At 39.9% G+C, this 25,586-nt stretch carries 26 protein-coding genes; 12 read left to right on the top strand and 14 right to left on the bottom strand.

Translation table 11 applies throughout. The features are described from left to right. Nucleotides 1–512: 512 nt before the first annotated feature. The gene (locus tag FPK91_RS04425) at nucleotides 513–1,544 is read right to left on the bottom strand and encodes a Leu/Phe/Val dehydrogenase (protein WP_144208546.1); all 1,032 of its coding nucleotides are present in this window, start codon (nucleotides 1,542–1,544) and stop codon (nucleotides 513–515) included. Between the two features lie 261 nt (nucleotides 1,545–1,805). Here FPK91_RS04425 and FPK91_RS04420 point away from each other — a divergent pair, with 261 nt between their 5' ends. Then, nucleotides 1,806–2,252 (top strand): DUF4826 family protein, encoded by a 447-nt coding sequence (locus FPK91_RS04420; protein WP_144208543.1) that lies wholly within the window; start codon nucleotides 1,806–1,808, stop codon nucleotides 2,250–2,252. Between the two features lie 124 nt (nucleotides 2,253–2,376). On the opposite strand, the gene hisIE is transcribed toward FPK91_RS04420, so the two are convergent. The 8 genes from hisIE to hisG all read right to left on the bottom strand — a co-directional run bounded on the left by hisIE (nucleotide 2,377) and on the right by hisG (nucleotide 9,695). Next, nucleotides 2,377–3,000: a bifunctional phosphoribosyl-AMP cyclohydrolase/phosphoribosyl-ATP diphosphatase HisIE gene (gene hisIE / locus FPK91_RS04415; protein ID WP_144208540.1), complete on the bottom strand. Its 624-nt coding sequence runs from the start codon at nucleotides 2,998–3,000 to the stop codon at nucleotides 2,377–2,379. 79 nt (nucleotides 3,001–3,079) lie between these two features. Further along, entirely contained in the window at nucleotides 3,080–3,853 is a 774-nt protein-coding gene (gene hisF / locus FPK91_RS04410) for an imidazole glycerol phosphate synthase subunit HisF (RefSeq protein WP_144208537.1), read from the bottom strand. Continuing rightward, nucleotides 3,835–4,572, bottom strand: a complete 738-nt coding sequence (hisA, locus tag FPK91_RS04405; RefSeq protein WP_144208534.1) for a 1-(5-phosphoribosyl)-5-[(5-phosphoribosylamino)methylideneamino]imidazole-4-carboxamide isomerase — start codon at nucleotides 4,570–4,572, stop codon at nucleotides 3,835–3,837. Before hisA ends, hisF begins: the two co-directional genes overlap by 19 nt. Then, nucleotides 4,569–5,213 carry an imidazole glycerol phosphate synthase subunit HisH gene (gene hisH, locus FPK91_RS04400; protein ID WP_144208531.1) on the bottom strand — a complete coding sequence of 215 codons (645 nt, stop codon included), beginning with the start codon at nucleotides 5,211–5,213 and terminating at the stop codon, nucleotides 4,569–4,571. The genes hisA and hisH overlap by 4 nt, the downstream gene beginning before the upstream one ends. A gap of 3 nt (nucleotides 5,214–5,216) precedes the next feature. Continuing rightward, a complete protein-coding gene (gene hisB, locus FPK91_RS04395) occupies nucleotides 5,217–6,284 on the bottom strand; it encodes a bifunctional histidinol-phosphatase/imidazoleglycerol-phosphate dehydratase HisB (RefSeq protein ID WP_144208528.1) in 1,068 nt (355 codons plus the stop codon). A gap of 112 nt (nucleotides 6,285–6,396) precedes the next feature. After that, nucleotides 6,397–7,455, bottom strand: a complete 1,059-nt coding sequence (gene hisC, locus FPK91_RS04390) for a histidinol-phosphate transaminase (protein ID WP_144208525.1) — start codon at nucleotides 7,453–7,455, stop codon at nucleotides 6,397–6,399. Nucleotides 7,456–7,482: 27 nt separating this feature from the next. Beyond that, entirely contained in the window at nucleotides 7,483–8,769 is a 1,287-nt protein-coding gene (gene hisD / locus FPK91_RS04385) for a histidinol dehydrogenase (RefSeq protein WP_144214138.1), read from the bottom strand. Nucleotides 8,770–8,795: 26 nt separating this feature from the next. Next, entirely contained in the window at nucleotides 8,796–9,695 is a 900-nt protein-coding gene (hisG, locus tag FPK91_RS04380; protein WP_144208522.1) for an ATP phosphoribosyltransferase, read from the bottom strand. A 593-nt stretch (nucleotides 9,696–10,288) separates the two neighbouring features. On the opposite strand from hisG, the gene FPK91_RS04375 reads away from it, so the two are divergent. The 8 genes from FPK91_RS04375 (at nucleotide 10,289) to rnd (ending at nucleotide 19,334) form a co-directional block, all read left to right on the top strand. Continuing rightward, on the top strand, nucleotides 10,289–12,214 hold the full coding sequence (locus tag FPK91_RS04375; protein ID WP_144208519.1) for an ATP-dependent DNA helicase: 1,926 nt from the start codon (nucleotides 10,289–10,291) through the stop codon (nucleotides 12,212–12,214). 151 nt (nucleotides 12,215–12,365) lie between these two features. Then, nucleotides 12,366–13,073, top strand: coding sequence for a tRNA (adenosine(37)-N6)-threonylcarbamoyltransferase complex dimerization subunit type 1 TsaB (tsaB, locus tag FPK91_RS04370; RefSeq protein WP_144208516.1), 708 nt, complete (start codon nucleotides 12,366–12,368; stop codon nucleotides 13,071–13,073). An 89-nt stretch (nucleotides 13,074–13,162) separates the two neighbouring features. Continuing rightward, the gene (locus tag FPK91_RS04365; protein WP_144208512.1) at nucleotides 13,163–13,558 is read left to right on the top strand and encodes a hypothetical protein; all 396 of its coding nucleotides are present in this window, start codon (nucleotides 13,163–13,165) and stop codon (nucleotides 13,556–13,558) included. Continuing rightward, nucleotides 13,551–14,237: a M50 family metallopeptidase gene (locus tag FPK91_RS04360; protein WP_144208509.1), complete on the top strand. Its 687-nt coding sequence runs from the start codon at nucleotides 13,551–13,553 to the stop codon at nucleotides 14,235–14,237. Before FPK91_RS04365 ends, FPK91_RS04360 begins: the two co-directional genes overlap by 8 nt. Before the next feature lie 165 nt (nucleotides 14,238–14,402). After that, entirely contained in the window at nucleotides 14,403–15,179 is a 777-nt protein-coding gene (locus FPK91_RS04355) for a class I SAM-dependent methyltransferase (protein WP_227006745.1), read from the top strand. A gap of 68 nt (nucleotides 15,180–15,247) precedes the next feature. Further along, on the top strand, nucleotides 15,248–16,222 hold the full coding sequence (locus FPK91_RS04350; protein ID WP_144208503.1) for an alpha/beta fold hydrolase: 975 nt from the start codon (nucleotides 15,248–15,250) through the stop codon (nucleotides 16,220–16,222). 230 nt (nucleotides 16,223–16,452) lie between these two features. Continuing rightward, entirely contained in the window at nucleotides 16,453–18,126 is a 1,674-nt protein-coding gene (gene fadD / locus FPK91_RS04345) for a long-chain-fatty-acid--CoA ligase FadD (RefSeq protein ID WP_144208497.1), read from the top strand. A gap of 95 nt (nucleotides 18,127–18,221) precedes the next feature. After that, nucleotides 18,222–19,334, top strand: a complete 1,113-nt coding sequence (gene rnd, locus FPK91_RS04340) for a ribonuclease D (protein WP_144208494.1) — start codon at nucleotides 18,222–18,224, stop codon at nucleotides 19,332–19,334. A 100-nt stretch (nucleotides 19,335–19,434) separates the two neighbouring features. Here the strand turns inward: rnd and minE are convergent, their stop codons facing one another. Genes minE through minC form a run of 3 tightly spaced genes read right to left on the bottom strand, consistent with a single transcriptional unit; the run spans nucleotide 19,435 to nucleotide 21,204 of the window. After that, entirely contained in the window at nucleotides 19,435–19,695 is a 261-nt protein-coding gene (minE, locus tag FPK91_RS04335; RefSeq protein WP_144208491.1) for a cell division topological specificity factor MinE, read from the bottom strand. Nucleotides 19,696–19,697: 2 nt separating this feature from the next. Next, nucleotides 19,698–20,507: a septum site-determining protein MinD gene (gene minD / locus FPK91_RS04330; protein WP_144208488.1), complete on the bottom strand. Its 810-nt coding sequence runs from the start codon at nucleotides 20,505–20,507 to the stop codon at nucleotides 19,698–19,700. A gap of 28 nt (nucleotides 20,508–20,535) precedes the next feature. Next, nucleotides 20,536–21,204: a septum site-determining protein MinC gene (gene minC / locus FPK91_RS04325; RefSeq protein ID WP_144208485.1), complete on the bottom strand. Its 669-nt coding sequence runs from the start codon at nucleotides 21,202–21,204 to the stop codon at nucleotides 20,536–20,538. Nucleotides 21,205–21,324: 120 nt separating this feature from the next. On the opposite strand from minC, the gene FPK91_RS04320 reads away from it, so the two are divergent. The 3 genes from FPK91_RS04320 to FPK91_RS04310 all read left to right on the top strand — a co-directional run bounded on the left by FPK91_RS04320 (nucleotide 21,325) and on the right by FPK91_RS04310 (nucleotide 23,192). After that, nucleotides 21,325–21,603: a YcgL domain-containing protein gene (locus FPK91_RS04320; RefSeq protein WP_144208482.1), complete on the top strand. Its 279-nt coding sequence runs from the start codon at nucleotides 21,325–21,327 to the stop codon at nucleotides 21,601–21,603. A gap of 133 nt (nucleotides 21,604–21,736) precedes the next feature. Beyond that, on the top strand, nucleotides 21,737–22,711 hold the full coding sequence (locus FPK91_RS04315; protein WP_227006684.1) for a lytic murein transglycosylase: 975 nt from the start codon (nucleotides 21,737–21,739) through the stop codon (nucleotides 22,709–22,711). A 40-nt stretch (nucleotides 22,712–22,751) separates the two neighbouring features. Next, the gene (locus tag FPK91_RS04310; RefSeq protein WP_144208479.1) at nucleotides 22,752–23,192 is read left to right on the top strand and encodes a YcgN family cysteine cluster protein; all 441 of its coding nucleotides are present in this window, start codon (nucleotides 22,752–22,754) and stop codon (nucleotides 23,190–23,192) included. A gap of 47 nt (nucleotides 23,193–23,239) precedes the next feature. On the opposite strand, the gene dsbB is transcribed toward FPK91_RS04310, so the two are convergent. Together dsbB and nhaB are read right to left on the bottom strand one after the other, a co-directional pair. Then, a complete protein-coding gene (gene dsbB / locus FPK91_RS04305) occupies nucleotides 23,240–23,749 on the bottom strand; it encodes a disulfide bond formation protein DsbB (RefSeq protein ID WP_144208476.1) in 510 nt (169 codons plus the stop codon). A 116-nt stretch (nucleotides 23,750–23,865) separates the two neighbouring features. Next, nucleotides 23,866–25,449, bottom strand: coding sequence for a sodium/proton antiporter NhaB (gene nhaB / locus FPK91_RS04300; RefSeq protein WP_144208473.1), 1,584 nt, complete (start codon nucleotides 25,447–25,449; stop codon nucleotides 23,866–23,868). Nucleotides 25,450–25,586: the final 137 nt, after the last annotated feature.

Genomic DNA, 25,586 nt, shown 5'->3' with positions numbered 1-25,586 from the left:
GTATCAATGAGTAAACTGAATTGGCAAATGTAAAACGATAATGAAGATAGGTTAATCGGGTATTTTTATATGATAATCAATATTACCTGGTCGCATTATAAATTTATGATCCTCTAGGTCGACGAGTACCGAGTTATCGACACAATGACCAACATCTGCATTGATACTAAAATAACGTCGATGCCAAAATCGAGAAATGTAACACGTTAAGGCAATTTACATAGTCAGGGGGCAGATATAAGCACTTAAGTTGAAGATACGCATTTTTTGGACATTGCCGTTTGTCTAAAAATGAATTTCAAGATTTTTAAAATATTTGAATTACAGATGACCGTGCCACCTTGTTGATAAAGAAGCATAATGATAGAAATGCATGATGAAAAAGAAGTGTAGTACCGAATTGTGATGGGAATTTTCTAGAGATATGTTAAATAAAAAGCTAAGTAAAAGTCTAAATAAAAAAAGAGCACCGATAAAGGTGCTCTTTAGTTTTCAATAAAGGTGTTATGAAATTACTTAGCGTTATTAATGATGTTACGAGCCATCTCATCAGCAACTGAACCGGTAGTGCGGTCTTCTGCATCTGCTTTGCTAAATATTTTTAATAATGTTGCATGAATTTCTTCAACTTTAGCCGTTGATTTTGCAGCATCATAATCACTTTCAAATGAGACATTAATAATACCACCAGCATTAATGACATAATCTGGAGCGTATAGGATATCCATACTTTTTAATGTTTCACCATGACGAACTTCAGCTAATTGATTATTAGCACACCCAGCCACAATCGTTGCTTTTAATAATGGGATAGTTGTGTCATTAATTGTCGCGCCCAAAGCACATGGGGCATAGACATCGACATCTTGACTATAAATATCCTGTGGTGCGACAACAGTAGCGCCAAACTCTGTAGCGACTCTGTCTAGTGACGCTTGATGAATATCAGTTACGATTAACTCTGCGCCTTCTTCATGTAGATGCTTACATAGGTAATAACCGACGTGACCCACACCTTGAACCGAAATTTTAAGCCCTTTTAAGCTATCAAGACCACGCTGATGCTTAACTGCGGCTTTTATCCCTAGGAAAGTACCTAACGCTGTAAAAGGTGAAGGATCACCGCTTTTACCTTCAAGGCCAGCCATGTAAGGTGTTTCTTCATGGGCAATCATAATATCTGCAGTTGAAACACCGACGTCTTCAGCTGAAAAATATTTTCCACCAAGAGAGTGTATACAACGGCCAAATGCACGAAATAATGCTTCACGATCGGTAGTCTTTGGATCCGCAAGGATTACTGACTTTCCACCACCCATAGTTAAACCAGCAAGGGCATTCTTATAAGTCATACCGCGAGAAAGACGTAATACGTCATTCAATGCTTCATCATCTGAATCATAATTCCACATACGACACCCGCCTACAGCTGGGCCAAGATTAGTATTGTGGATGGCGATAATTGCTTTTAAGCCACTTTCTTTGTCGTTACAAAACACGACCTGTTCGTGCTCATCAAACGAGACATGATTAAATAGAGCCACTTGTGATCTCCGCTGTGCGATTAAATAGTCGTTAAACTGATCTGATTAACGACCGCTTGTTATATTTATTGCAGAACGATAGCATTTAGCGATACTCTCAACAAAGTTAGATTCATATAATTTTGTGATCCACGTGGCAATTTTGCTTGCCACTTTACGTAAACGTAAACTTTTTAATCGTTTCGTAACAATTGATCGTTCAATTGAGTGTGATTGTTGGATTTATGACGACAACAAATAACAATAATATAGGAAGATAGTATGAGTGAATCAGTGGCTGAGCCTACAATAGAACAACAAGATCCTGAGCAGTTACGACGTGAATGGGTCAAAACTCATTTTCAAAAAGCGAACCAATTTCTCGCTGAAAAAGGCATTATTCCTTCGAAAGTTATTGCTGATGAAAGTCGCTATTTGGCACCTTACTTTGCTATATGGAAAATGGAATCTAAGCAACCGACTAAACAAACCTTTTGGGTGATGTCCGGTGATCTACCATCTGATTATGTCGATGTTAAAGCAGCAGTTACTGCGCGTGATGCCATACGTCATTTTTCGATGATGTGGCAGCTCAAAGCTGAAAATTTGCATAAATCTGGAGCAACTAAAGACGAAACACAGTTAAAGTTTGCTAACTTACTTGTGTCTCGTGCTGAAAGTCTTTTTCAAATGCAAAATGATGAAAAATTGTGGGCAGAACTAGCTTAGTCGTTTAATCGTTGATTACTCAAGCGTGAAGTCTTAAGTTCAGACGCTTATAAGAAAAGGCACTCGTTTTTTTTATAAAACGAGTGCCTTTTTGTTATTAAACTACCTGTGTTTAAGAAGTTCTTTATTTACTGTCGAGATGACGTTGCATCAAATTTTTATTCACATCAGCCATTGAGAGTTCTTGATCTTCAAGTAACACAATTAAGTGGTACATCAAATCTGAAGCTTCATTAATCAATTCTTCTTTATCATGAGTGGCTGCCGCAAGTGCAGTTTCTAAGCCTTCTTCACCGACTTTTTGTGCAATGCGTTTAGTACCACGTTCAAATAACGAGGCGGTATAACTTGATTCAGCACTTTGACCTTTGCGAGAAATAATCACATTAGTTAAGTTATCTATAAAGCTATGGGCATTACCGTCTTCCCAGCAGCTTTCGCTGCCTGTATGGCAAGTAGGGCCATTAGGAATAACTTGGATTAGTAGGCTATCGTTATCACAATCTTGATCGATAGCAACAAGGTCAAGGGTGTTGCCTGAGGTTTCACCTTTAGTCCATAAACGCTGTTTTGAGCGACTGAAAAAAGTGACTTTGCCCATTTCAAGGGTTTTAGCCAATGCAGCTTGATCCATATAACCAAGCATCAAGACTTTACCCGTAAGGTGGTTTTGCACTACTGCGGGAATTAAGTTGTCTTGTTTTTCCCAATCTAACTTACTGCCATCAAAGGTAATTTGTGTTGTCATAGTGTTCTCTATTTTGATGTAAGTTATTAATTCACATTATTTTTGTATTTAAGTTATAGCCTTAAATTATAGTCTTAAGTTAAAGCCTGATAGCGATGTTTTGCTGTGCAAGGTATTGCTTTAATTCATTGATATCAATAATACCTTTATGAAATACGCTAGCGGCAAGGGCTGCATCCACATTAGCCTGTTCAAACACTTCTTTGAAATGTGCCATCGTACCAGCGCCGCCAGATGCAATTAACGGCACATCACATATTGCTCTTACTATGCTGAGTTGTTTAATATCATAACCACCGCGCACGCCATCTTGGTTCATGACATTCAATACTATTTCACCACAGCCACGTTTTTGGACTTCTTCAACCCAATCTTGGGTATACCATTGGGTGTCTTTCGTGGCGGCTTCATCACCAGTAAATTGCTTTACTTTATAGCTATTTGAGTCGGCGTCATAAAATGAATCAATGCCAATCACAATACATTGGCGACCAAACTCATCTTGAAGTTGTGATATTAAACTAGGATCAGTTAGTGCTGGTGAATTGATTGAAATTTTATCTGCGCCATAGGCCAACATCTGCCGAGCTTGCTCAATGGTTTTTATGCCGCCAGCGACACAAAAGGGGATATCAATTTGCGCTGCAACGCGGCTTACCCAGGATTTATCAATGACGCGGTCATGGGCACTGGCAGTAATATCGTAAAAGACTAATTCATCGGCGCCTTCTAGGGCATAACGCGCTGCAAGCGGTTCTATTTCGCCGATAATTTCATGATTGCGAAATTGCACCCCTTTGACCACTTGGCCATCGCGCACATCAAGACAAGGAACTAGGCGTTTGGCCAACATGATATAGCCTCCTCAACAGTGAAGTTTCTTATCAGTAGCGCTTTACCTATGATAATACCATTGGCTTTACTGTCTCTCACTGCTGCGACATCATCAAGTGAGGCGATACCGCCTGATGCTTGCCAGTTTATATCTGGGTACGTTGCCGCTAACTCTTGGTAAAGCTCATTGTTAGCACCTTGAAGAGTACCATCACGGCTAATATCAGTGACTAAAGCATGTTTAAGGCCAACGGTTTTAAACTCACTGACTAAGGATTCAAGGGATTTACCGCCGCCAGTTTGCCAACCTGATACCGCCACAATCTTCTCGCCTTGCTGGTTAATATTGACATCAAGGGCTAAACAAATAGCTTCACTGCCGTATTTTACAAACCAGCTTTTAACAAGTTCTGGCTCTTTTACGGCTAATGAGCCAATGACAACTCTCTTTACCCCAAGCTCAAGCAGTTCTTTCACTTGCTCTTCGCTGCGAATGCCGCCGCCAACTTGAATGTCTGTGTTAAGCCCAGCAACCAATTCGCCAATCAACTTGATTTGACGTTTTGCAGGGTCTTTAGCACCGGTTAAATCGACAATATGTAATAGCTTTGCACCTTGGTCTTGATACGATTGCAATTGTGCTAACGGGCTTAAATCGAATGTGGTTTTTTGGGCGTAATCGCCTTGGTATAAGCGAACCACTTGACCATCAATTAAATCTATTGCTGGAATAATCATGCTGGTTTCCCCATGTTTAGGAAATTTTGTAATATTTTTGCGCCTACTTTGGCACTTTTTTCAGGGTGAAACTGCACCCCAAAGAAATTATCTTTACCAATGGCAGCGCTAAATTTTTCACCATATTCTGAGGTCGCGATGGTGTATTCATTTATCGGTGCTTTGAAGCTATGGACAAAGTACACGTAACTGCCATCTTCAATCCCTTCAAATAGCGGGTGATTTGAGACGCTAATTTGGTTCCAGCCCATATGAGGTAGCGGCAGACCTTTACTGTCTAAGTTGTCTATTTGTGTAGGGATTAAACCAAGACAGGTAATACCATTATCAGTTCGGCCAGTTTCTGAGCGGCCACCGTGTTCGATAGACTTGTCAGCCATCATTTGCATGCCAAGACAAACGCCCATTACCGGTTGCTTGAGCTGTTTAATCACGTTTGCTAAATCACGATTATTAAGGGCATCCATAGCAGCGCCAGCTGTTCCTACGCCAGGCAGTACCACTCTGGTGGCAGCTTTAATGACATCATGATCCCGTGACACGATAACGTCAGCATTTAATCGCTCAAAGGCAAAACGTACCGAGCTTAAATTGGCGCAGCCAGTATCAAGAATCACTGTAGTGTCGGTATTCATATTCATTCCCTACAGAACGCCTTTACTTGATGGTAAAATATCACCTTCGACTTTTACTGCTTGACGAAGGGTGCGGCCCAGCACTTTAAACAAGGCTTCGACTTTGTGGTGGTCATTATGGCCAGTGGTACTAATATGCAATGTGCAGCGAAGGCCATCAGCAAATGAACGGAAGAAGTGAGGCACCATTTCTGTGGCCATTTCACCGACGGTCTCACGCTCAAAATCAGCATTGAATTTGATGAACGGGCGGCCTGAAATATCCATTAAACATTCACCACTGGCTTCATCCATTGGCAGACTGAAACCAAAGCGGGCTATACCACGTTTATCCCCTAATGCTTGGCGCAGTGCATCGCCAATGGCAAGCGCGGTGTCTTCTACACTGTGGTGATCATCAATTTCTAAGTCGCCATCAACAGTGACATCCATTTTGAAATTACCGTGGGTTTGTATTTGATCAAGCATGTGGTCAAAAAAGCCAATCCCAGTATTAATAACGCCTTTGCTGGTGTCATCAAGGTTTACATTCACTCTAATGTCAGTTTCTTTGGTGGTTCTAATCACTTCCGATGTGCGGCCTTTATTAAGCAGTGCATCGGTAATCGCTAACCAATCTAAACCATCACGTTGATATTGAAAGCTGGCAATACCCATAGCATTAGCCAGTTCTATATCTGTGTGACGATCGCCAATCACGGCAGAGGTCGTAAAGTCCACTTTACCTTGGGTTAAGTAACCTTTGACTAACCCAAGTTTTGGTTTACGGCAGCTACAATTGTCAGCATCAAAATGAGGGCAGATAACCACATCATCAAATATCACCCCTTGGCTTGAAAAAATGTCCATCATCATGTTATGTGGCGCATCAAAATCAGCTTGTGGAAATGAATCGGTGCCTAAACCATCTTGATTAGACACCATGACTAAGCGATAGCCCGCTCTTTGTAATTTAAGTAATGAAGGAATAACTTGTGGCTCAAACACCAGTTTGTCTAAGCGATCGAGCTGTTTATCTACTGCAGGTTCTTCAACTAGGGTGCCATCTCGATCAATAAAGAGTATTTTCTGTTTCATCTTTTTCTTTCCTTCAATTTTATTATTCTGTTTCGCTGGATTTTAACGTCTTAATTTAATGCGTTATCAATTCCAGCCAGCGATTATATTTTTAATAGGGTCAGTGTTATCTTTACTTGCCAAGCGTATTGAACGTCGCAATTAATCTATCGGTATCAGCTGGTGAGCTAAAACTAAAACGAATACGCGAAGCGAGTCTGTTATCTTTGTAGGCTCTTGCGACAATGCCCGCTTGTTTTAGCGCATCAGCGACCCGTTCTACATCCTCAAATTCAGCTAAGATGAAATTGCCATTGGCAGGTAATACCTTGGCGCCAAACTCAGTTAAGGTTGCAGAGAGTTTATTACCTTGCACTTTTAGTGCTTCAACCTGTTGTTGCATCAGCGAGATACCATTTGCGGATAAGGCTTTTTCTGCCACTTGTTGAACAGGTAAAGGCACCGGATAGGGCGCGATGACGCGCATGATCAAATCAATGATGTCGGTATTTGCCATTAAGAACCCACAACGTGCGCCAGCCAGTGCAAAGGCTTTTGATAAAGTTCTTAACACCACTAAATTAGGGTACTTAGGAATCAAGTCTGCAACAGAATATTGGGCTGAAAATTCAATATAGGCTTCATCAATAACGACAATAGCATTAGGCATAGCAGCAATAGCGGCTTCAATAGTGTCTTTATCCATGATGGTGCCAGTAGGGTTATTCGGATTACAAATAAACACCAGTTTGGCATTCTCTACTTGCTGCGCAAAGGCATTAGGCAACTGATAATCGTCTGTCAGCGTTAAACTGGTGACGCCAATATTGAACGTTTTTGCACTTATGGCATACATGCCATAAGTAGGGCCAAAACAGGCAATACTGTCAACCGCAGGAACACAAAATGCTCTTATTAATAATTCGATAGCTTCATCAGCGCCGCGGCAAGTGACAATATTATCAGCGCTAACTTTTGAATAGTCGGCGTAAGCATTAATCAAACTTACTGGTTGGCATTCAGGGTAACGATTGAGCTTATCAAGTTCATTATTGTTAAATGGAGACTCGTTAGCATTTATCCAAACATCACCTTGACCGCCAATACGTCTTGCACTTTCGTAGGGCGTTAACTCAAGCAGTTCTGGTCGTGCAAGTCTTGCTGCTATCGGCATATTCATCGAATCAGTCATCTTCCTACTCTCACTCTACTTCTTATTTCAGAGGCTATTTAAACGTATTGCCACAGCTTGTTTGTGTGCATCGAGCAATTCATTTTCAGCCAATATCATTACCGTTTCACCCAAGCTTTGTAATCCTTGCGCGCTAAGCTCCTGAACGGTAAAGCGGCGGCTAAAATCTGCAAGTGATAAACTTGAAACTGAGCGGCTATAACCGTAAGTCGGTAACACATGGTTAGTACCACTGGCGTAATCACCAACTGATTCAGGCGTATAAGCCCCTAGAAACACGCTACCTGCGCCGCGAACTTGTTTTAGAACTGCACGTGGGTTGCTGGTTTGAATGATTAAATGCTCTGGCCCATATAAATTAGACACTAAAGCTGCTTGCTCAATATCATTCACAATAATACTGCGGCTACAGCTCAGTGCTTGAGCGGCAATATCACTACGCGATAAAGTCTTTAATTGAGACTCGAGCGCCAGATTAACTTTTTCAGCTAACGCGATAGACTCAGTAACTAGCATGACTTGTGAGTCAGGGCCGTGTTCAGCTTGTGATAATAAATCAGCAGCAATAAAAGCAGGCTCAGCGTCTTTGTCGGCAATCACTAATACCTCAGATGGGCCAGCGGGCATATCAATCGACACACTACAACGGCCATCTTGCGATACTAGACGTTTTGCTTCCGTCACAAAACGATTACCTGGACCAAAGATTTTATCTACTTGATGAATGCTTTCAGTGCCAAAGGCGAGGGCGGCAATGGCTTGTGCGCCGCCCACTTGATATATCTCAGTGATGCCACACACTTTTGCCGCGTAGACTATCGCATCGTTAATCGGTGGTGGACTCACGAGTACGCGTTGGCTGCAACCTGCTATTCTAGCGGGCAGTGCTAACATCATCACAGTTGAAATTAATGGTGCACTGCCACCAGGAATATATAAACCAACCTTTTCAATTGCTTCTGATCTAAGCTCACAACGAATACCTGGCTGTGTTTCAACATCAATAGCATTAAAAGTTTGCGCCTGATGAAAGGTGTTTATATTCTTCGAGGCTACCGCAATAGCGTGTTTTACTTCGCTGGGTACTCGCTCGCAAGCCGCATCAATTTGTTGCTCCGTTAGCCCTAGCGTATCAAGGTCAACGCCATCAAACTTTTGATTAAAGCCTTTAATTGCTATATCGCCGTCAGTGGCGACAGCATTGATGATGTCGCGAACTGATTGCTCAACGCTATCATCACCAATTAAAGGCGAGCGGGCTAATGCTTGCTTTTGTGCATTGTTATCGAGTTTAGCCCAATCGAGTATCTGCATTGGTTGGATTACATCTGCCATAAAGGCTACCCCGCCATTTTTTCAATTGGCATAACGAGAATTGAACTTGCGCCTAAGGCGGTTAATTCTTCCATAGTGTCCCAGAATAAATCTTCTGTACTGACTGCGTGAACGGCAACGCGATTGCTATCATCATTTAACGGCAGCACGGTCGGGTTTTCAGCACCAGGAAGTAGGGCAACGATTTGATCTAATGTTTCAGTCGGTGCGTGTAGCAAGATATATTTACTTTCGCGAGCTCGAACGACACCATTCATGCGTGATAATATTTTATCGATTAGTGCTTGTTTAGCAGGTACTTGCTCTGCTGCTGATTGGATAATACACGCCATTGATTGGTAAATAACGTCAGTTTCATATAAACCATTTGCTTCTAACGTTGCGCCAGTAGATACCAAATCACAGATACCATCTGAAAGACCAGCACGTGGTGCGACTTCAACAGAGCCTTTAAGCATACAGTCGCTGTAATTAATGCCTTTTTCTTGCATATAACGACGTAGCAGGTTTGGATAAGAAGTGGCAATGCGTAAACCTTCTAAAGAAGTGGCATCTTGATAGCTGAATTCGTTTGGCACTGCCAGTGATAAACGACAGGCGCCAAAATCAAGTTCGCGTAATTTAACGCACTCAGAGGGTTTGCCTAGTGATTGACGTTCTATTTGTTCTTCTTCAAGAACATTCTCGCCAATAATCCCTAAATCAACCACACCATCCATCACTAGACCTGGAATATCATCATCACGAACACGTAATAAATCGATTGGCATGTTATCAGCGTGAACAATCAAACGTTGCTCGTTAACATTGAATTTTACGCCACAACTTTTCAATAGTTTTTGTGACTCTTTTGATAGACGACCAGACTTCTGGATAGCAATGCGTATTCTGTTAGTTTCGCTCATAATGTAATTCCTAATAAAATTGATATAAAAACAAATATTTAAAACCTAAAACTAAAAAACCCCTGAAATTTCTTTCAGGGGTTTGGGTATTTTGTCCACCGCCTGAAGGAAATAATCCTCCGGCAGTTAGCATCCGAAGGCTACCGCATATGATGGTGATGATGGTTTGCATTGATTCGGATGAACATAATAAATTCTCTTTAACATTAAATTCTGTAATTAATTTACAACCTTTTATTTACTGGCTGTAATTTGTATACAAATAATCTAACCGCTTTTATGGTTGTTTGCAATACAGAATAAACACATATTGACGATCTTTTTCAAAATAAAAAATATATCTTATATCTTGAGGGAGGTAGGGCGTTTTTTCGTCTAAAACTTACACGCATTGTATATACAACTTAAGTGTAAACATTAGTTTAACTACATTATCTTTACCTTGTGCTTTAACTATTAATTAGATCTAACGTGAGTGCACTTGATTACAAAAAACGACCCTAAATTCTGATCAAAGATTGTTACCCAGTCTATTTAAATAGATAATGCACACCCTATAAAATCTTTGTTCAACATGCTGATAAGAGTCAAATGTGACCACTCGATTACAAAAAGAAGTAAAAATCGCTTTTTCGCCAACAGGTGCATTAGCTAGAGGGGTACATTCCTATCGCCCAAGACAAAGTCAGTTTGATATGGCTGTCGCTGTTAGTGATGCGATTGCTGACAAACATAATTTAATTCTTGAAGCGGGTACCGGTGTCGGTAAAACCTATGCTTACTTAATACCAACATTATTAAGCGGCAAACAAATCATCATCAGTACCGGCAGTAAAAACCTTCAAGAGCAGCTGTTTTATAAAGATTTACCGCTACTGTTAAAAATGTTCTCAGTCGCGCCAAAAACCGCGCTGCTCAAAGGCCGCAGTAATTATTTATGCCAGCTAAGACTTGAACAAAATTTACAACATATCAGTCAAATGTCACCACAGGTTGTCGATGAACTCATCAGAATCAACCAATGGGCGAGTATGAGTAAAGATGGCGACATTGGTAATTTAACTGCAGTGGCTGAAAACTCAGCCACCATTGCTACTGTCACCAGCACTAAAGAAAGCTGTACCGGTAAACGTTGCAGTTTTTATGATGAGTGTTTTAGTCGTAAAGCCAAAATCAAAGCCCAAGATGCAAAAATTGTGGTGGTTAATCATCATTTATTTTTTGCCGATCGTCTTTTAAAAGACACAGGGTTTGCCGAGTTACTGCCAGATGCTGATGTGGTGGTTTTTGATGAAGCGCATCTAGTACCTGATGTGTGTATCAATTACTTTGGAAAACAAATGCCTACCAGAGAATTCGAACGATTATTCACTCGAATCAATGAGGTTTATCGAACTGAACTTAGAGATACCATTCAGCTTGAGCAGTTGAGTCAGCGTTGTTTAGTTAAGTTGGCATCGTGGCAAAATGAATTGGTTGATGCTGATGTTTCTGATTGGCGCCAGGTGATATCGAATAAATCGTTAGCGAGTTCATCTTGGGATTTGTTGAAAGAATTCACCTTATTAACCCAAGTTGCCACAGAGCACGTAGGGCGAAGTGAATCTTTAGATGACATAGTTGTAAAATTATCCACGCTTGTGGCTAACCTTAATAGCTACTTTGAATGCAATGATGCCAATGCCGCCTACAGTGTTGAACCCAGTGGCCAACACACTATGCTGCGAATTGCGCCAATAAATATTGCCAAACAATGCCAGCAATTATTCGATAAGCAAACCCAGTGGATATTTACGTCAGCAACGTTACAAGTTAATCGCCAGCTAAAACATTTTTCAGATGAAATGGGTTTATCTAAAGCGAAACAGATTATTTTAGACAGTCCATTTGATTACCCTAATCAAGCGATGTTTTGTGTTCCTCGGCATTTATCTAAATCAGGGCAGACAACGGCTAATGTCAATCAGCTGGTGGATATCAGTATTCAAGCTATCAATGCGGCGCAAGGGCGAACGTTTATTTTATTTACCAGTCACCAGATGTTGCAGCAAGTGGCTATCGCCTTACAAAGGCGAGTGCAATATCCATTGTTGGTGCAAGGTTCAGCCAGTAAACAAAGCCTGTTAAACAAATTTAGGCAGCTCGGTAATGGTGTTCTACTCGGAACAAGCAGTTTTTGGGAGGGAGTAGATGTAAGAGGGCGACTGTTAAGTTGTGTGATAATTGACAAGCTGCCTTTTGTTTCGCCTGATGACACTCTATATAGAGCAAGGGCTGCCAATGCTGAACGTAGCAATAAGGATCCTTTTGCCAGTATTTCATTGCCACAGGCGGTGATCAGTTTGAAGCAAGGAGTAGGGCGATTGATTAGAGATGAGAAAGATCGTGGAGTATTGATATTGTGTGACAATCGCATTGTAAACAAACCTTACGGTGAAGCTTTTATCAATTCATTACCACCAATGCACCGTACCCGTGATTTAGATAAAGCGTTAAGCTTTTTAAAAAGTATCCCATAAGTTATTATAACTGACTCGAATAGGTGTCTATTGTTCTGTACTTAACGACGTTTAGCGCCTTTTCTATGAATTTTAAGACGACTATTACTTATTTCTAATAAGTCGTTCATCATATTGCCCATAGTTAAATGGTAAGGTAAAAACGTTTTACATGACTCAACTTCAATCAGATTTAACGATTCTCGCACTAGACACTTGTACAGAATCTTGCTCAGCGGCTTTGTTACACAATAACAAACAACTTAACCGTTCAGCTGATGCACCAAGAGAGCATAGTCAACGTATACTGCCTATGGTGGATGATGTATTAAAAGAAGCGGGCATTAAAATCGCCAATGTAAATTTGATTGCATATGGCCGTGGACCTGGCAGTTTTACCGGTATCCGAATTTGTACCAGTATGACGCAAGGTTTAGCATTGGGTCATGATATTCCAGTAATTGGTATTTCAACATTAGCGGCATTAGCACAAATGGCCATAGATACAGAGCAAGCTGAACAAGTTTTTTGTGCTATTGATGCCCGAATGAGTGAAATATATTGGGGACAATTCATCAATGTTGATGGTATTGCTACGCTAATTGAAGCTGAACATGTTTCAAGTCCAGATGCCATTCAAATAGATTTAGATAAGCACAAACCTATTCATACTTGCGGAACAGGTTTTGTCGCTTATCCAGACTTACTTGAAGGTATTGATTCTGTCGTTACAACCTCGATTAAGCTACCAGATGCATCTGCAATGGTAAGCCTAGCGATAAAAGGCTACGAAGAAGGTTTATCTACCACGGTTGATGAGCTTTCACCGGTATATTTACGCGATAAAGTGACGTGGAAAAAATTACCTGGCCGCGAGTAACTTTTTAACTTTTTGACCTTTAAGGTTTGTAAGCTAAATTAAATTGATTCAACTCACGTGTTTAATGACTTAAAATAGGAGTGATAAAAATGAATGCATTTATGAATACTTCAATTCAACCACTATCCTCCTATAATCCCATTAATATTAATGGGCTTAACAATCCTTCATCAGTATCAACCACGAACATTAAGACCAATACGGTTGGAGTCGCCCAAGCAAGTGCGAATATTACTGATTCGGTGAAAGCTGCAATTGTCGATAGTGATAAATCGATGCTATTCAATGCATCGTTATTGAATTCGAAGCTTGACGCTAAAGTTCAGTACGATAATGATATGTCTTCTAATAATGAAGATGAGCCACAGAAAGACTTTTCCCAATCATCAACCAGTGCTGGAGCCATTCAACAGTATTTACTGCATCAACATTCAGCGCAAAGGGAACAAATTCAACAAATGGTAGGAATAGATTTATATGCTTGATAAAGATACAAAAACACTGTCTGCTATTCCCTCCAAAGGACGCTTTTTTCTAGAATTATTTTGCGCTTTTTTAATCACTAAACTTCCCATCATCAGTATCCCCTTTAAATGGTTTGAAAGTTACTTTCATGAAATTTCCCATGGTTTAGCTGCCATTGTGTCTGGTGGCGTCGTCAATCAAATTCAACTTTTCCCCAATGGCGCAGGCCTGTGTTTTACTCAAGGTGGTTTTGCGCCGTTAATTACCTTTTCAGGTTATTTTGGGGCAGCCTTGTGGGGCTACGTCATTTTCTTATTAGCGACTTGGCGTGCTGGTATTAGATTTACTCTAGGCATATTAGGAGTAACAGTTATCAGTTCATTAATCTTATGGGCTCGAGATTTGTTAACCATAGGTATTTTAATTTCGTTAGCCGTGGTGTTTTTATCACCACTTAAGTTTGATCACAGCGCCTGGTTGAATAGTTTATTGAGAATGCTCGGTCTGATGATTGTGTTGAATGCTATGGCAAGTCCTACAGTATTGTTTGGGCTAGCTGGACAAGGCGATGCAGCAAAGTTATCACAACTAACATGGATACCAGCTTGGATTTGGGTAATTATGTGGTTAGTATTTAGCTGTTTTATGTTATGGATGTGTTGGCAAAGAGTTGACGACAAAAAGTCGCCAGCCCGTTAGAGTGATCAATTAAGCAATCAATGCCGTATCTGTTGCTGATTTTTTAGAGATAATTTCTTCAGGGAGAAGACAATGAAACGCACGTTATTATTAACCACAGCAATTGGGCTTAGCACCATGGGTTTAGCTGCAGTATCAACCACTGCAATGGCACACGATCATGGTATGAGCGAGAAAGCACCTGCTGTTAAAGCAAATGCCTCACTTGCAGCTGCTGTAGCCAGTGATTTCAGAAGTGAAAAGAATAGCGCACGCGATAATTATCGCCATCCAGCAGAAACAATCAGCTTCTTAGGTATCCAAGCTGATGACACTGTTATCGAACTCTGGCCTGGTGGCGGTTGGTACGCAGAAATTTTAGCGCCTTACCTCGCTGAAAAAGGTCATTACATTGGTGGGATCTTCGAGACTAATCCAAAAGAAGATACTAAAAGAACACAATACTACGCTAAAGCGGGTAAAAAGTTCGAAGCATGGCTTGCTGAACATAAAGCGGTATTAGGTAATGCTTCAACGGTAACATTCCAGCCTCCAGCTTCAGTTAATCTTGGTGCTGATAATAGTGCTGATTATGTCCTAACGTTCAGAAATCTGCATAACTGGGCGGGTCAGGAGCAAATTGAGAATGCGTTCACCGCTTCTTATAACGTATTGAAAGAGGGTGGTGTATTTGGTGTTGTTGAGCATCGAGCTAACCCAGGTATGTCATTTGACAGTGGCTATATGGATCAAGCTGAAATGATTACATTGGCTGAGAAAGTGGGCTTCACTTTAGCTGCCACCTCTGAAATCAATGCTAACCCAAAAGACACTAAAGATTATGCAAAAGGTGTTTGGACCTTACCTCCACGTTTAGCATTAGAAGATGTAGATAAAGACAAGTACATTGCCATCGGTGAAAGTGACCGCATGACACTTAAATTTGTTAAAAAAACTAAGTAGTCTTTTCGCTAACATTTAAATACCGAAACCTTGTCGGTTTAGTATTTTAAAGAGTCAATATATTGCTTATGAATGAGTCAGTTGAAAAATCGCAGCAAGTTGAAGAAGTCGATTTTCAATTGGCTCATATTCGTTTAAGCGGTAAACGTTATGGTGATAAAGATAAACCCATCTTACTATCACTGCACGGTTGGCTTGATAATGCCGATAGTTTTGAGCCATTAGCGCAAGCATTAATGAATCAAGGTGTATTAAAACATTATCAACTGCTTGCTATTGATTGGCCGGGACACGGAAAGTCACAACATAGACCTGGTAGCTCTCCTTTACACTGGATTGACTATTTATATGATCTAGATGAGCTCATTAATGTACTTGTCTCACCCCCAAATACTGTCAAGCACGCAGTCAAGACTACAGACAACAACATTAAACAAACTTCAGACAATACCATCACCATAATAGGCCATTCGTTAGGCGGCATTATTGCTGCAGCCTATAACGCCTGCTTCCCTGAAAAAATTGTCAAACTCGTATTAATCGAAGCTTTGTCGCCTATTTTTGAAAAACCTTCAAATGCTAAAAATCGATTAATAAACAGCTTCAAACAACATCATCGCTTTAATGAGTCCAAGTCTAAAACAGATGAGACTGCTAACTCTGAGCGAACGTTTACTCTGGAACGCGCCGTTAATGCCAGAAATCAGTTAACGGGGCTTGATAAGCATTGGTGTGAGTTAATTATAAAACGTAATGTTGACATCAAAAATCAGCAATTTTGTTGGAAAAGTGATCCCCGCTTAAAACTAGACTCTCCATATCGATTAACCTTCGAACAGGTTGACGCATTAATGACCATGAGTGATACCCCATGCTTATTAATATTAGGTGAGCAGGGCTTTAAGCAGTTAAAATTAGCTATACCTCAGGCAAAATCCTGGTTTAGCCAAATTTCGCATCTCCAAATACCCGGTGATCATCACCTACATATGGGCAGCGCTGAGATTGTAGCTAACAAAATTAGAACATTTATTCTAAGTTAGCCTTTTCATGTTATTAAATCACTAGGATTTTTATTTCATTTATGTGATTATGGTCTGAATTTAAACGGTCGTATGATTTTATGACCACCGAATTATAATTAACAAAAACAACTTTACTGCGACTAACAATTATAAAAATATACGCTAGTTTTAAAGAGCAGTATCTTTAGGCTTTGCAATGATTGAAGGATTTCTTCATAGCAAATAGTCTGAATAAATAGGAGAAAATTGTGGACCATCCTTGGATTAATAATTTACCAGAAAATGTACCAGCGGAAATTGATGCTAATCAATTCTCGTCTTTGGTAGATATGTTTGAAACAGCCGTATCAAAATATGCTGATCAACCTGCATTTATCAATATGGGAGCGACACTAACTTACCGTAAGTTAGAAGAAAGAAGTCGTGCATTTGCTGCCTATTTACAAAATGAGCTTAAGCTTGAAAAAGGTGACCGTGTTGCCTTAATGATGCCTAACTTGCTGCAATACCCTATTGCATTGTTTGGTATTTTACGCGCAGGTATGGTGGTAGTGAATGTTAATCCACTATATACACCACGAGAATTAAAGCACCAGTTAGTTGATTCAGGTGCCAAAGCGATTGTTGTGGTATCAAATTTTGCGAGAACACTAGAAGAAGTCGTTGCTGAGACCGCTGTTGAGTCGGTCATTATTACTGGCCTTGGCGATCAATTAAGTGCACCAAAAAGAACTTTAGTTAACTTCATTGTTAAATACATCAAGAAAATGGTGCCTAAATATGACTTGCCACATGCTCTGTCATTCAGAGAGTCATTAACGAAAGGCCGCCGTTTACAATATGTAAAACCAGAGATTAGCAACGATGACTTATCATTCTTGCAATATACTGGTGGTACAACGGGTGTATCTAAAGGTGCCATGCTTACTCACGGTAATGTGGTTAGCAACGTGTTACAGGCAAATGGTGCATACTCACCAGCTTTAGAAGATGGCGTTGAGTTTGTCGTTACCGCTTTGCCGCTTTATCATATTTTTGCATTAACCGTGAACTGCTTACTCTTTTTACATAAAGGCAGTAACAACCTGCTGATTACTAATCCAAGAGATATGCCTGCATTTGTTGGTGAACTCAAAAAGTATCCTTTTACTGCGCTAACGGGCGTTAATACCCTGTTTAATGCTTTAGTGAATAATGAAGACTTTAAAAACCTCGACTTTAGCCGTCTCAAGTTCTCTATTGGTGGTGGTATGGCGGTTCAAAAAGCGGTTGCTGATAAATGGCAGACAATCACTAAAACCCGATTGCTTGAAGGTTATGGCTTGACTGAAGCATCGCCACTAGTGACCTGTTGTCCATATAACCTTGAAGGTTATAATGGTTCGATTGGTTTTCCGGCGCCATCTACTTTTATTCAAGTCAGAGATGACGACGGTAAAGTACTGGCACAAGGTGAAACCGGTGAGCTTTTTGCTAAAGGCCCGCAAGTGATGAAAGGGTACTGGCAACGTCCAGAAGAAACGACCAAAGTTATCGACAAAGATGGCTGGTTAGCAACCGGTGATATCGGTTACATGGATGAAATGGGTTTCTTCTTTATTGTTGACCGCAAGAAAGACATGATCTTAGTGTCTGGATTTAACGTATTCCCTAATGAAGTTGAAGATGTTGTTGCCTTACACCCTAAAGTGATCGAAGTCGCTGCTGTTGGTGTCCCTAATGATGCCAGTGGCGAATTAGTTAAAATATTCGTGGTGGCTAAAGATAACAGCTTAACTGAAGGCGAAATAATTAAACATTGTCGTCAACATTTAACAGGATATAAGATACCAAAGCTGGTAGAATTCAGAGATGAATTACCAAAATCCAATGTAGGTAAAATTTTACGACGAGAACTTCGAGACGAAGTTAAATCAGCGTAAAATGAAGCCGGCAATAGCCGGCTTTTTAATGGCTATTATTTATAATTAACGTTTAAATCACCTATGTTGGTTCATAAGATAAATCGGAGTGTATTTTGTTATCGTTTGAATATATCAGCGACCCAGAAAGTTTAACTAAGTTAGTGGCGCAGTATCAGCAAAGTGATTTACTTGTGCTAGATACTGAGTTTGTAAGAACAAGAACTTACTATGCCAAGTTAGGCCTTATTCAAGCATATGACGGTAAAACACTCGCATTAATCGATCCTGTCGCGCTGCCTGATTTATCTGAGTTTTGGACGTTACTGTCTGATACAAAAATCACTAAGCTGGTGCATTCTTGTAGTGAAGATTTAGAAGTTTTTGCTCGCTATGGACAATGCCAACCGAGTCCGTTATTTGATAGCCAAATCGCCGCAACCCTAAGTGGTTTAGGTCATGGTTTGGGTTATGCCAAGTTAGTGAATACCTTTTTAGAGATCGAAATAGATAAAGGTGAGTCTCGTACCGACTGGATGAAGCGACCATTATCCGATGCACAGCTTCAATATGCCGCTAACGATGTCTATTATCTCTATAAGCTTTACCCACAGCTTGTTGAGAAGATAAACCAAGCTAATCGAATGGAATGGTTACTTGAAGAAGGCGAGCGAATGACTGAAGGGCGCTTAACACCGCCTAATGAAGAATTGGCCTATCTGAAAATTAAAAATGCTTTTCAATTGTTTCCACAGCAATTAGCCTATTTAAAAGTGTTAGCAACTTGGCGCTTAAAGAAAGCGTTAAAGAAGGATTCTGCACTGGGCTTTATTGTCAAAGATCATGCATTAATTGCTTTAGCCAAGAAACAGCCTAAAACCGTCGTTGAGTTAAACCAACTCAATGACTTAACAGAACATGAAAAGCGTTTTCATGGCAAAGATATCATCAAGGTATTACAAACGGCTGATTTAGATAATTTACCAGAAGCAGTTGATGTTATTGCATTGAAAAATGGCTATAAATCTTCGTTTAAAGAAGTGAAAAATATTCTAACCTTACTGAGTGAAGAACATGAAGTTGCTGTAGAGTTTATTGGCTCTAAGCGTCTCATTCATGAGTTTTTGTTATGGTTACATCACAAGCAGCCTGAAGATAAACCTTTGTTGTTAAAAGGCTGGCGTGGAGATATCGTTAAAGATGCGCTCGCGGGTATAAACTTCAGTTAATTCACTTATATCAAAGTTTATGCGGATTTAAACATAAAAATGCCAAGATAATATCTTGGCATTTTTATTGGGTAAACTAACACGACGAATCCAGAGGTGTTTATTTCCCGTCTGGTAAGGTCACGTTTAATTCTAATACTGACAGATTATCATCGTTTTGTTCTAGTTGAACTGACACCTGATCTTCTGAAATATGGACATATTTTCTAATGACTTCAAGAATTTCTTGCTTCATTTTAGGGAAATAATCCGGAGCATCACGTTCACCGCGTTGATGCGCAACAATAATTTGTAAACGCTCTTTGGCAGTGACAGCAGTATTTGTTTTTTTGTTGCTTCTGAAATAATCGAGTATTGACATAATTAACTACCAAATATCCTTTTTAGGAATCCTTTTTTCTCTTCAACAAGAAATCTAAATGGTACTTCTTCACCGAGTAAACGTTGCACAGTGTCGGCATATGCAAGACCAGCGTCACTTTCGTCATCAATAATAACGGGAACACCAGAGTTCGATGCTTTTAGTACAGCTTGTGACTCAGGGATCACACCGAGTAATTTTATTGCCAAGATATCGTTTACATCTTCAACGCTTAGCATTTCACCTGTCTTAACTCTAGCAGGAGAATAACGCGTTAGTAATAGAAACTCTTGAATCGGCTCTAAATTTTGTTCAGCTCGACGAGAACGACTTTGAAGCATCCCTAATATACGATCAGAATCTCGTACAGAGCTAACTTCTGGGTTAGTTGTCACAATAGCAATATCAGCAAAATACAATGCCATCATTGCACCTTGTTCAATTCCTGCTGGAGAATCACAGACGATATAATCGAAATTTTTACTTAACTCTTCTAAAACACCACCAACACCTTCTTTAGTCAGAGCGTCTTTATCACGGGTTTGAGAAGCAGGTAAAATGAATAGTTTGTCGCAGCGTTTGTCTTTAATTAATGCTTGGTTTAAGTTTGCTTCACCATTTATTACATTAACAAAGTCATAAACAACGCGGCGTTCACAACCCATAATTAAGTCAAGATTACGGAGCCCGATATCGAAATCAATGACGACGGTTTTCTTGCCCTTTAAGGCTAAGCCCGTTGCGATAGCCGCACTTGACGTTGTTTTACCAACACCGCCTTTTCCTGATGTGACAACAATAATCTGTGCCATTTTTTATTATATCCTTTTAGGTTGCCACCTATTGTGGCAATGATTCAACCATGAGTGTTTCGCCATCTAAGCGAATGCAACCGCGTTGGTCGCTACTACAATGCTGCTGTAAATGTTCTGCTATCCAGTATTGTCCTGCTATAGAAACTAATTCAGCATCCAATGAGTTAGCAATAATAATACTGTGCTTATTCCCAGCGGCGCCAGCCATAGCTTTACCACGCAGCGCTCCGTATATATGAATGCTACCATCAGCAATAACTTCTGCGCCATTACCCACAGCACCAAAAACGATTAAGTCAGCGTTTTTGGCGTAAATTTGCTGACCAGAGCGAACATTTTGTTTAACTATTTTGGTTTCTCTAGCTGGTGCTGGGATATTTTTAGCTTGTTTACCTGATTTGACGACAGCCAAGCCTAACAATTTAGCTTGAGCGGCAATACTTTCATTTGCTGATGTTACACCAACTATAATAAGTTGGTTATCAGTAAGAAGTTGTTTTAACATCGCTAAATCGATGTCTTGTTGTTCTATAGCACTTAAATTTAAAATTAATGGCGCACCAAGAAAAAACTGCGGTGCTTGAGATAACTTGTTATCTAAATCAGCGGCAATCGCACTAAAATCATGGGTGTTAATATGGAGCACTGAAAGCGTAAAAGATGTGGCTTTTAACTCAAGACTTTGTATGGCCATCCAGGCTATTTTCTCCAAAAGAGTCAGTCTGTGACTGAATTGCAATTAATTTAATAACTGTCCATGTTATAGTGTGCTTAAGTGACTATCAAGCAAGAAACAGAGGAATTTTAAGCCAATATGATTTGTGTCGTATATAAAAGTAGTCGAAAAGTGGATACATATTTATTTGTAGAAAAACGTGATGATTTTTCAGTCGTTCCAGAGGCATTAATGCAAATGTTTGGTGCGCCCAAATTGGTAATGTTAGTTCCGTTGTCCAAAAGGCAAGAACTCGCCATGGCAGACATCAACAAAGTGAGAAGTGAGCTTGCTGAAAAAGGCTATTATTTACAAATTCCTCCTCCAGTAGTAAATTTACTAAACGAACACCGTAAAAGTATGGGATTAGAAGATTAACTGTTTGATTAAAATCTTCTCATTTACTTTATGATATAGTTATGAATTTTACTATTTCGACGTTAACACAAATGTGTTAACGTTAAGTTAATAATAATAAAAATAGCAATGCTGAGTTAATTTAGGAAAATTTATGATTGGGAAGATCATTTCATCTGTAATAGTTTATTTGTTGGTTGTTAATAGCCCATTAGCACAACAAAATATGAGTTTTGATGATTATTTAGATTCGCTTAAGGATAAAGCCATTGCTGAAGGGGTTTCCCAAAGCACCATAGATGAGCATTTTTCTAAAATTAAAGTATTCAAGCGCGCGACGGTTAATGGTTCTGAACGAGCATTAAACCTTGAAAGCTATATTCCCAAAAACGCCCCCGAAATTACTATTAGCACTGCTCGTGCAATGTTTAAAGAACAACAAGATACCATTATCGCCATTGGGGACCGTTATGGGGTTCAACCTCGATTTTTGATTGCCTTGTGGGGACTCACATCGGAATTTGGTGAACAAAAAGGCAATTTTCCTATTTTATCAGTGACAGCATCCAATGCTTTTTCTGGTAATAGAGAAAATTTCTATATCGATGAATTTATTGCAGCATTGAAAATTATAGAATCAGGAGAAGTTCAATATGAACAACTCATAGGTTCCTCTACAGGCGCGATGGGTCATATGCAAATCATGCCTTCTCAGTACCTTGCATACGCTGAAGACGCTAATGGCGATGGTAATGTTGATATCTGGAATAATCAATATGACGCATTCGCTACCGCTGCTGCTATGTTAAGAGCTGGCGGATGGAGTAATGATGAAACCTGGGGGCGCCAGGTCGGTTCGATTGAAGTGATATCCGAAGATGTCGTTGGTGTAGAATACACCAAGACTTTTAACCAGTGGCAAGATTTGGGGGTAAGACGTTATAACGGAAACGATCTGCCCAAGCGTGATGATATGCAAGTCTCATTATTAAGACCTGATGGTGTAAAAGGACGTCAATACCTTGTATATAACAACTTCAGGTTATTACAGGAATGGTCAACAAGTGAACATTTTCTTCTGACTGTGACTTATCTTTCAGAACGAATCAAAAACCCGCCGATCAATTAGTGATACAATAGTACTAATGTTATTTTAGTGCTATTGAACTATGTCTTTTTGGATTGAAAAAAAACTTCACGAAATGAGTGACGTGCAATGGGAATCATTGTGCGATGGTTGTGGTAAATGCTGTTTAAACAAAATTATCGATGATGAAACTGAAGAGTTGTATTACACCGATGCCGCTTGTCATTTATTAGATGATGATACTTGCGGTTGCAAACGCTATTTAGAACGCTTTAAATATGTTCCTGCCTGTACTGCTATTACTGCTGATAATGTCGCCGAGTTAACTTGGTTACCGGATTCTTGTGCTTACAAAAGACTGAATGAAGGAAGGACGTTACCGAGTTGGCATCCGTTATTAACGGGGTCAAAAGAAGCAATGCATGAAGCGGGTATTTCAGTGAAAGGTAAAACGGTCAATGAAACCAAAGTACGTTACGTTGAAGATCATATCGTACTCTGGCCATTGAAGGATGTTGACTAATCATTAACGATTAGCCATTAGCCATTAATCAATAACGTGTATAGTCGTTATTTAGATGGCTTAATTGCTGGTATGAGCATGATGGCGAGTATCACTAGGTAGATGATAAACGTCACAACTGTCCATTGCGCCATACTCACGGATAAAAATGTCCAAGGGTCGTCACTGCACATGCCTGTAGGTGAAAAGACTTCAGGTAGCCATTTATCAAGTGGCATCCAGCTTGGAAAATCAGGAAAGAAATTACAAGTTGAAAAAGGTGACGGATCAACTTGTAGTTTATTCAGTTCAAGGGATAGTTTTAAGCCCCAAACAGCACTCACTCCCCAACCAATCAACGCCATAATACGTGTTAACCAAAAGCGCGGTACCATTACCCCTATCATTGCTGAAATGATTAAGCCTAAGACAGCCACCCTGACATAAACACACATAACACAAGGTTCAAGGTGCATTACGTATTGAAAAAACAATGCCGCAGCCTCTAGTCCTATTGCTGAAAATAGTAATAATAACCAGGCTTTCCGTGAACGTGCGAATTTTTGTAAACCCTGCAAATCAATCTCCTTTTTATTTATTCTTTTAGATTTAAAGCGCTAATTGGAACTTAGTATATATAAAAAAACACCCTCATTAGAGGGTGTTTTTTCAATTACGTTCAAAAAGCCGAATATTAATGACCGACTGCAGCGCCAATCTCTTTCGCTGAATGATGAATTAATATTTGATTATCATAAAAATACTGCGTCATTTCGGTAAGGTAACCAGAATGAATCATCATGACACCAACAATCGACAGCACAATCGTATACGGTAGAGCCATCCAAACCATGCGTCCATATGACAATCTAACTAGCGGTGCTAGTGCAGAAGTCAGTAAGAACAAGAATGCCGCTTGACCGTTTGGTGTCGCAACAGACGGAAGGTTAGTACCGGTATTGATTGCCACTGCTAATAAATCAAATTGGTCACGGGTTATTTGACCGCTAATTAACGCAGCTTTTACTTCGTTAATATATACGGTACCAACAAACACGTTATCACTGACCATAGACAGCAAACCGTTAGCAATATAGAAAACAACTAATTGCATGTTACCGTCAAAGCTTAATGCCCATTGAATAACTGGCGCGAATAGATGTTGATCAATGATAACGCCAACAATCGCGAAGAATACTGCCAGTAGTGCGGTAAACGGCAGGGCTTCTTCAAACGCTTTCCCAAGTTGATGTTCATCAGTGATGCCGTTGAAAGCCGTCGTTAAGATGATGACTGAAAGACCAATTAAGCCAACAGATGCAAGATGCAAGGCTAAACCAGCCACTAACCAAACACCCACAAGTGCTTGAACGACTAATTTCATTTTATCTGCTTTAGTACGATGCGCATCTTCGTAAGCGGCACAATCACTTAAAATCTTATGAACAGGCTCTGGCAACTGAGCGCCGTAGCCAAACCATTTTAATTTCTCTACTGCAAAACAAGTTGCAATACCGGCGACAAGAACCGGAATAGTCACTGGTGACATACGAATGAAGAATTCACCAAACTGCCAATGCGCTTGCGCGGCAATGATGAGGTTTTGCGGCTCACCAACCATGGTACAAACACCACCAAGAGCAGTACCTACGCCAGCGTGCATTAATAAGTTTCTTAAGAAACCACGAAAGGCTTCTAACTCATCATCATTTAACTGTTCATGGGTTTCTGAAGTATGATCATGGTCTGAAGTGTAATCTTTACCTGAAGCAACTTTGTGGTAAATAGAGTAGAAACCAATGGCTACCGCGATAATCACAGCGATAACCGTTAATGCATCTAAAAAAGCAGAAAGTAAAGCTGAAGCGGTACAAAACATCAATGACACGATGATTTTTGAACGAACTTTCGTGATCATTTTCGTGAACACAAAAAGCAGTAATTGCTTCATGAAGTAAATACCGGCAACCATAAATATCAACAATAGTAATACTTCAAGGTTGGCTTCTATTTCATGGAGCACTTGTGTGGGGGAGGTCATGCCAATAAAAACAGCTTGTATAGCCAGTAAGCCACCTGGTTGCAGTGGATAGCACTTAAGCGCCATAGCAAGTGTAAAAATGAACTCAATTACCAACATCCACCCAGCCACGAATGGACTTACGTAGAAAAATAATAATGGATTTATTACGAGAAACATCAATATTGCATATTTATACCATTTGGGAGAATTACCCAAGAAGTTACTAAATAATGCATTACCAGCGGTTGACGGCATAACAGCCTCTCCAGTTGTGATTTTGTGATAGTGAAATTTTGTGGGAGGAATTTTGTGACAAATTGAGCGGAAAAAGGACTTTGAATGAGACACAATTAAATAATTTCTAAGCTATTTTGCTCAGTAAAAGATTTGAG

The organism is Shewanella donghaensis, assembly GCF_007567505.1.
In the GTDB taxonomy this organism is placed as follows: Bacteria; Pseudomonadota; Gammaproteobacteria; order Enterobacterales; family Shewanellaceae; genus Shewanella; species Shewanella donghaensis.
This window is presented reverse-complemented; position numbering and strand designations above follow the sequence as displayed.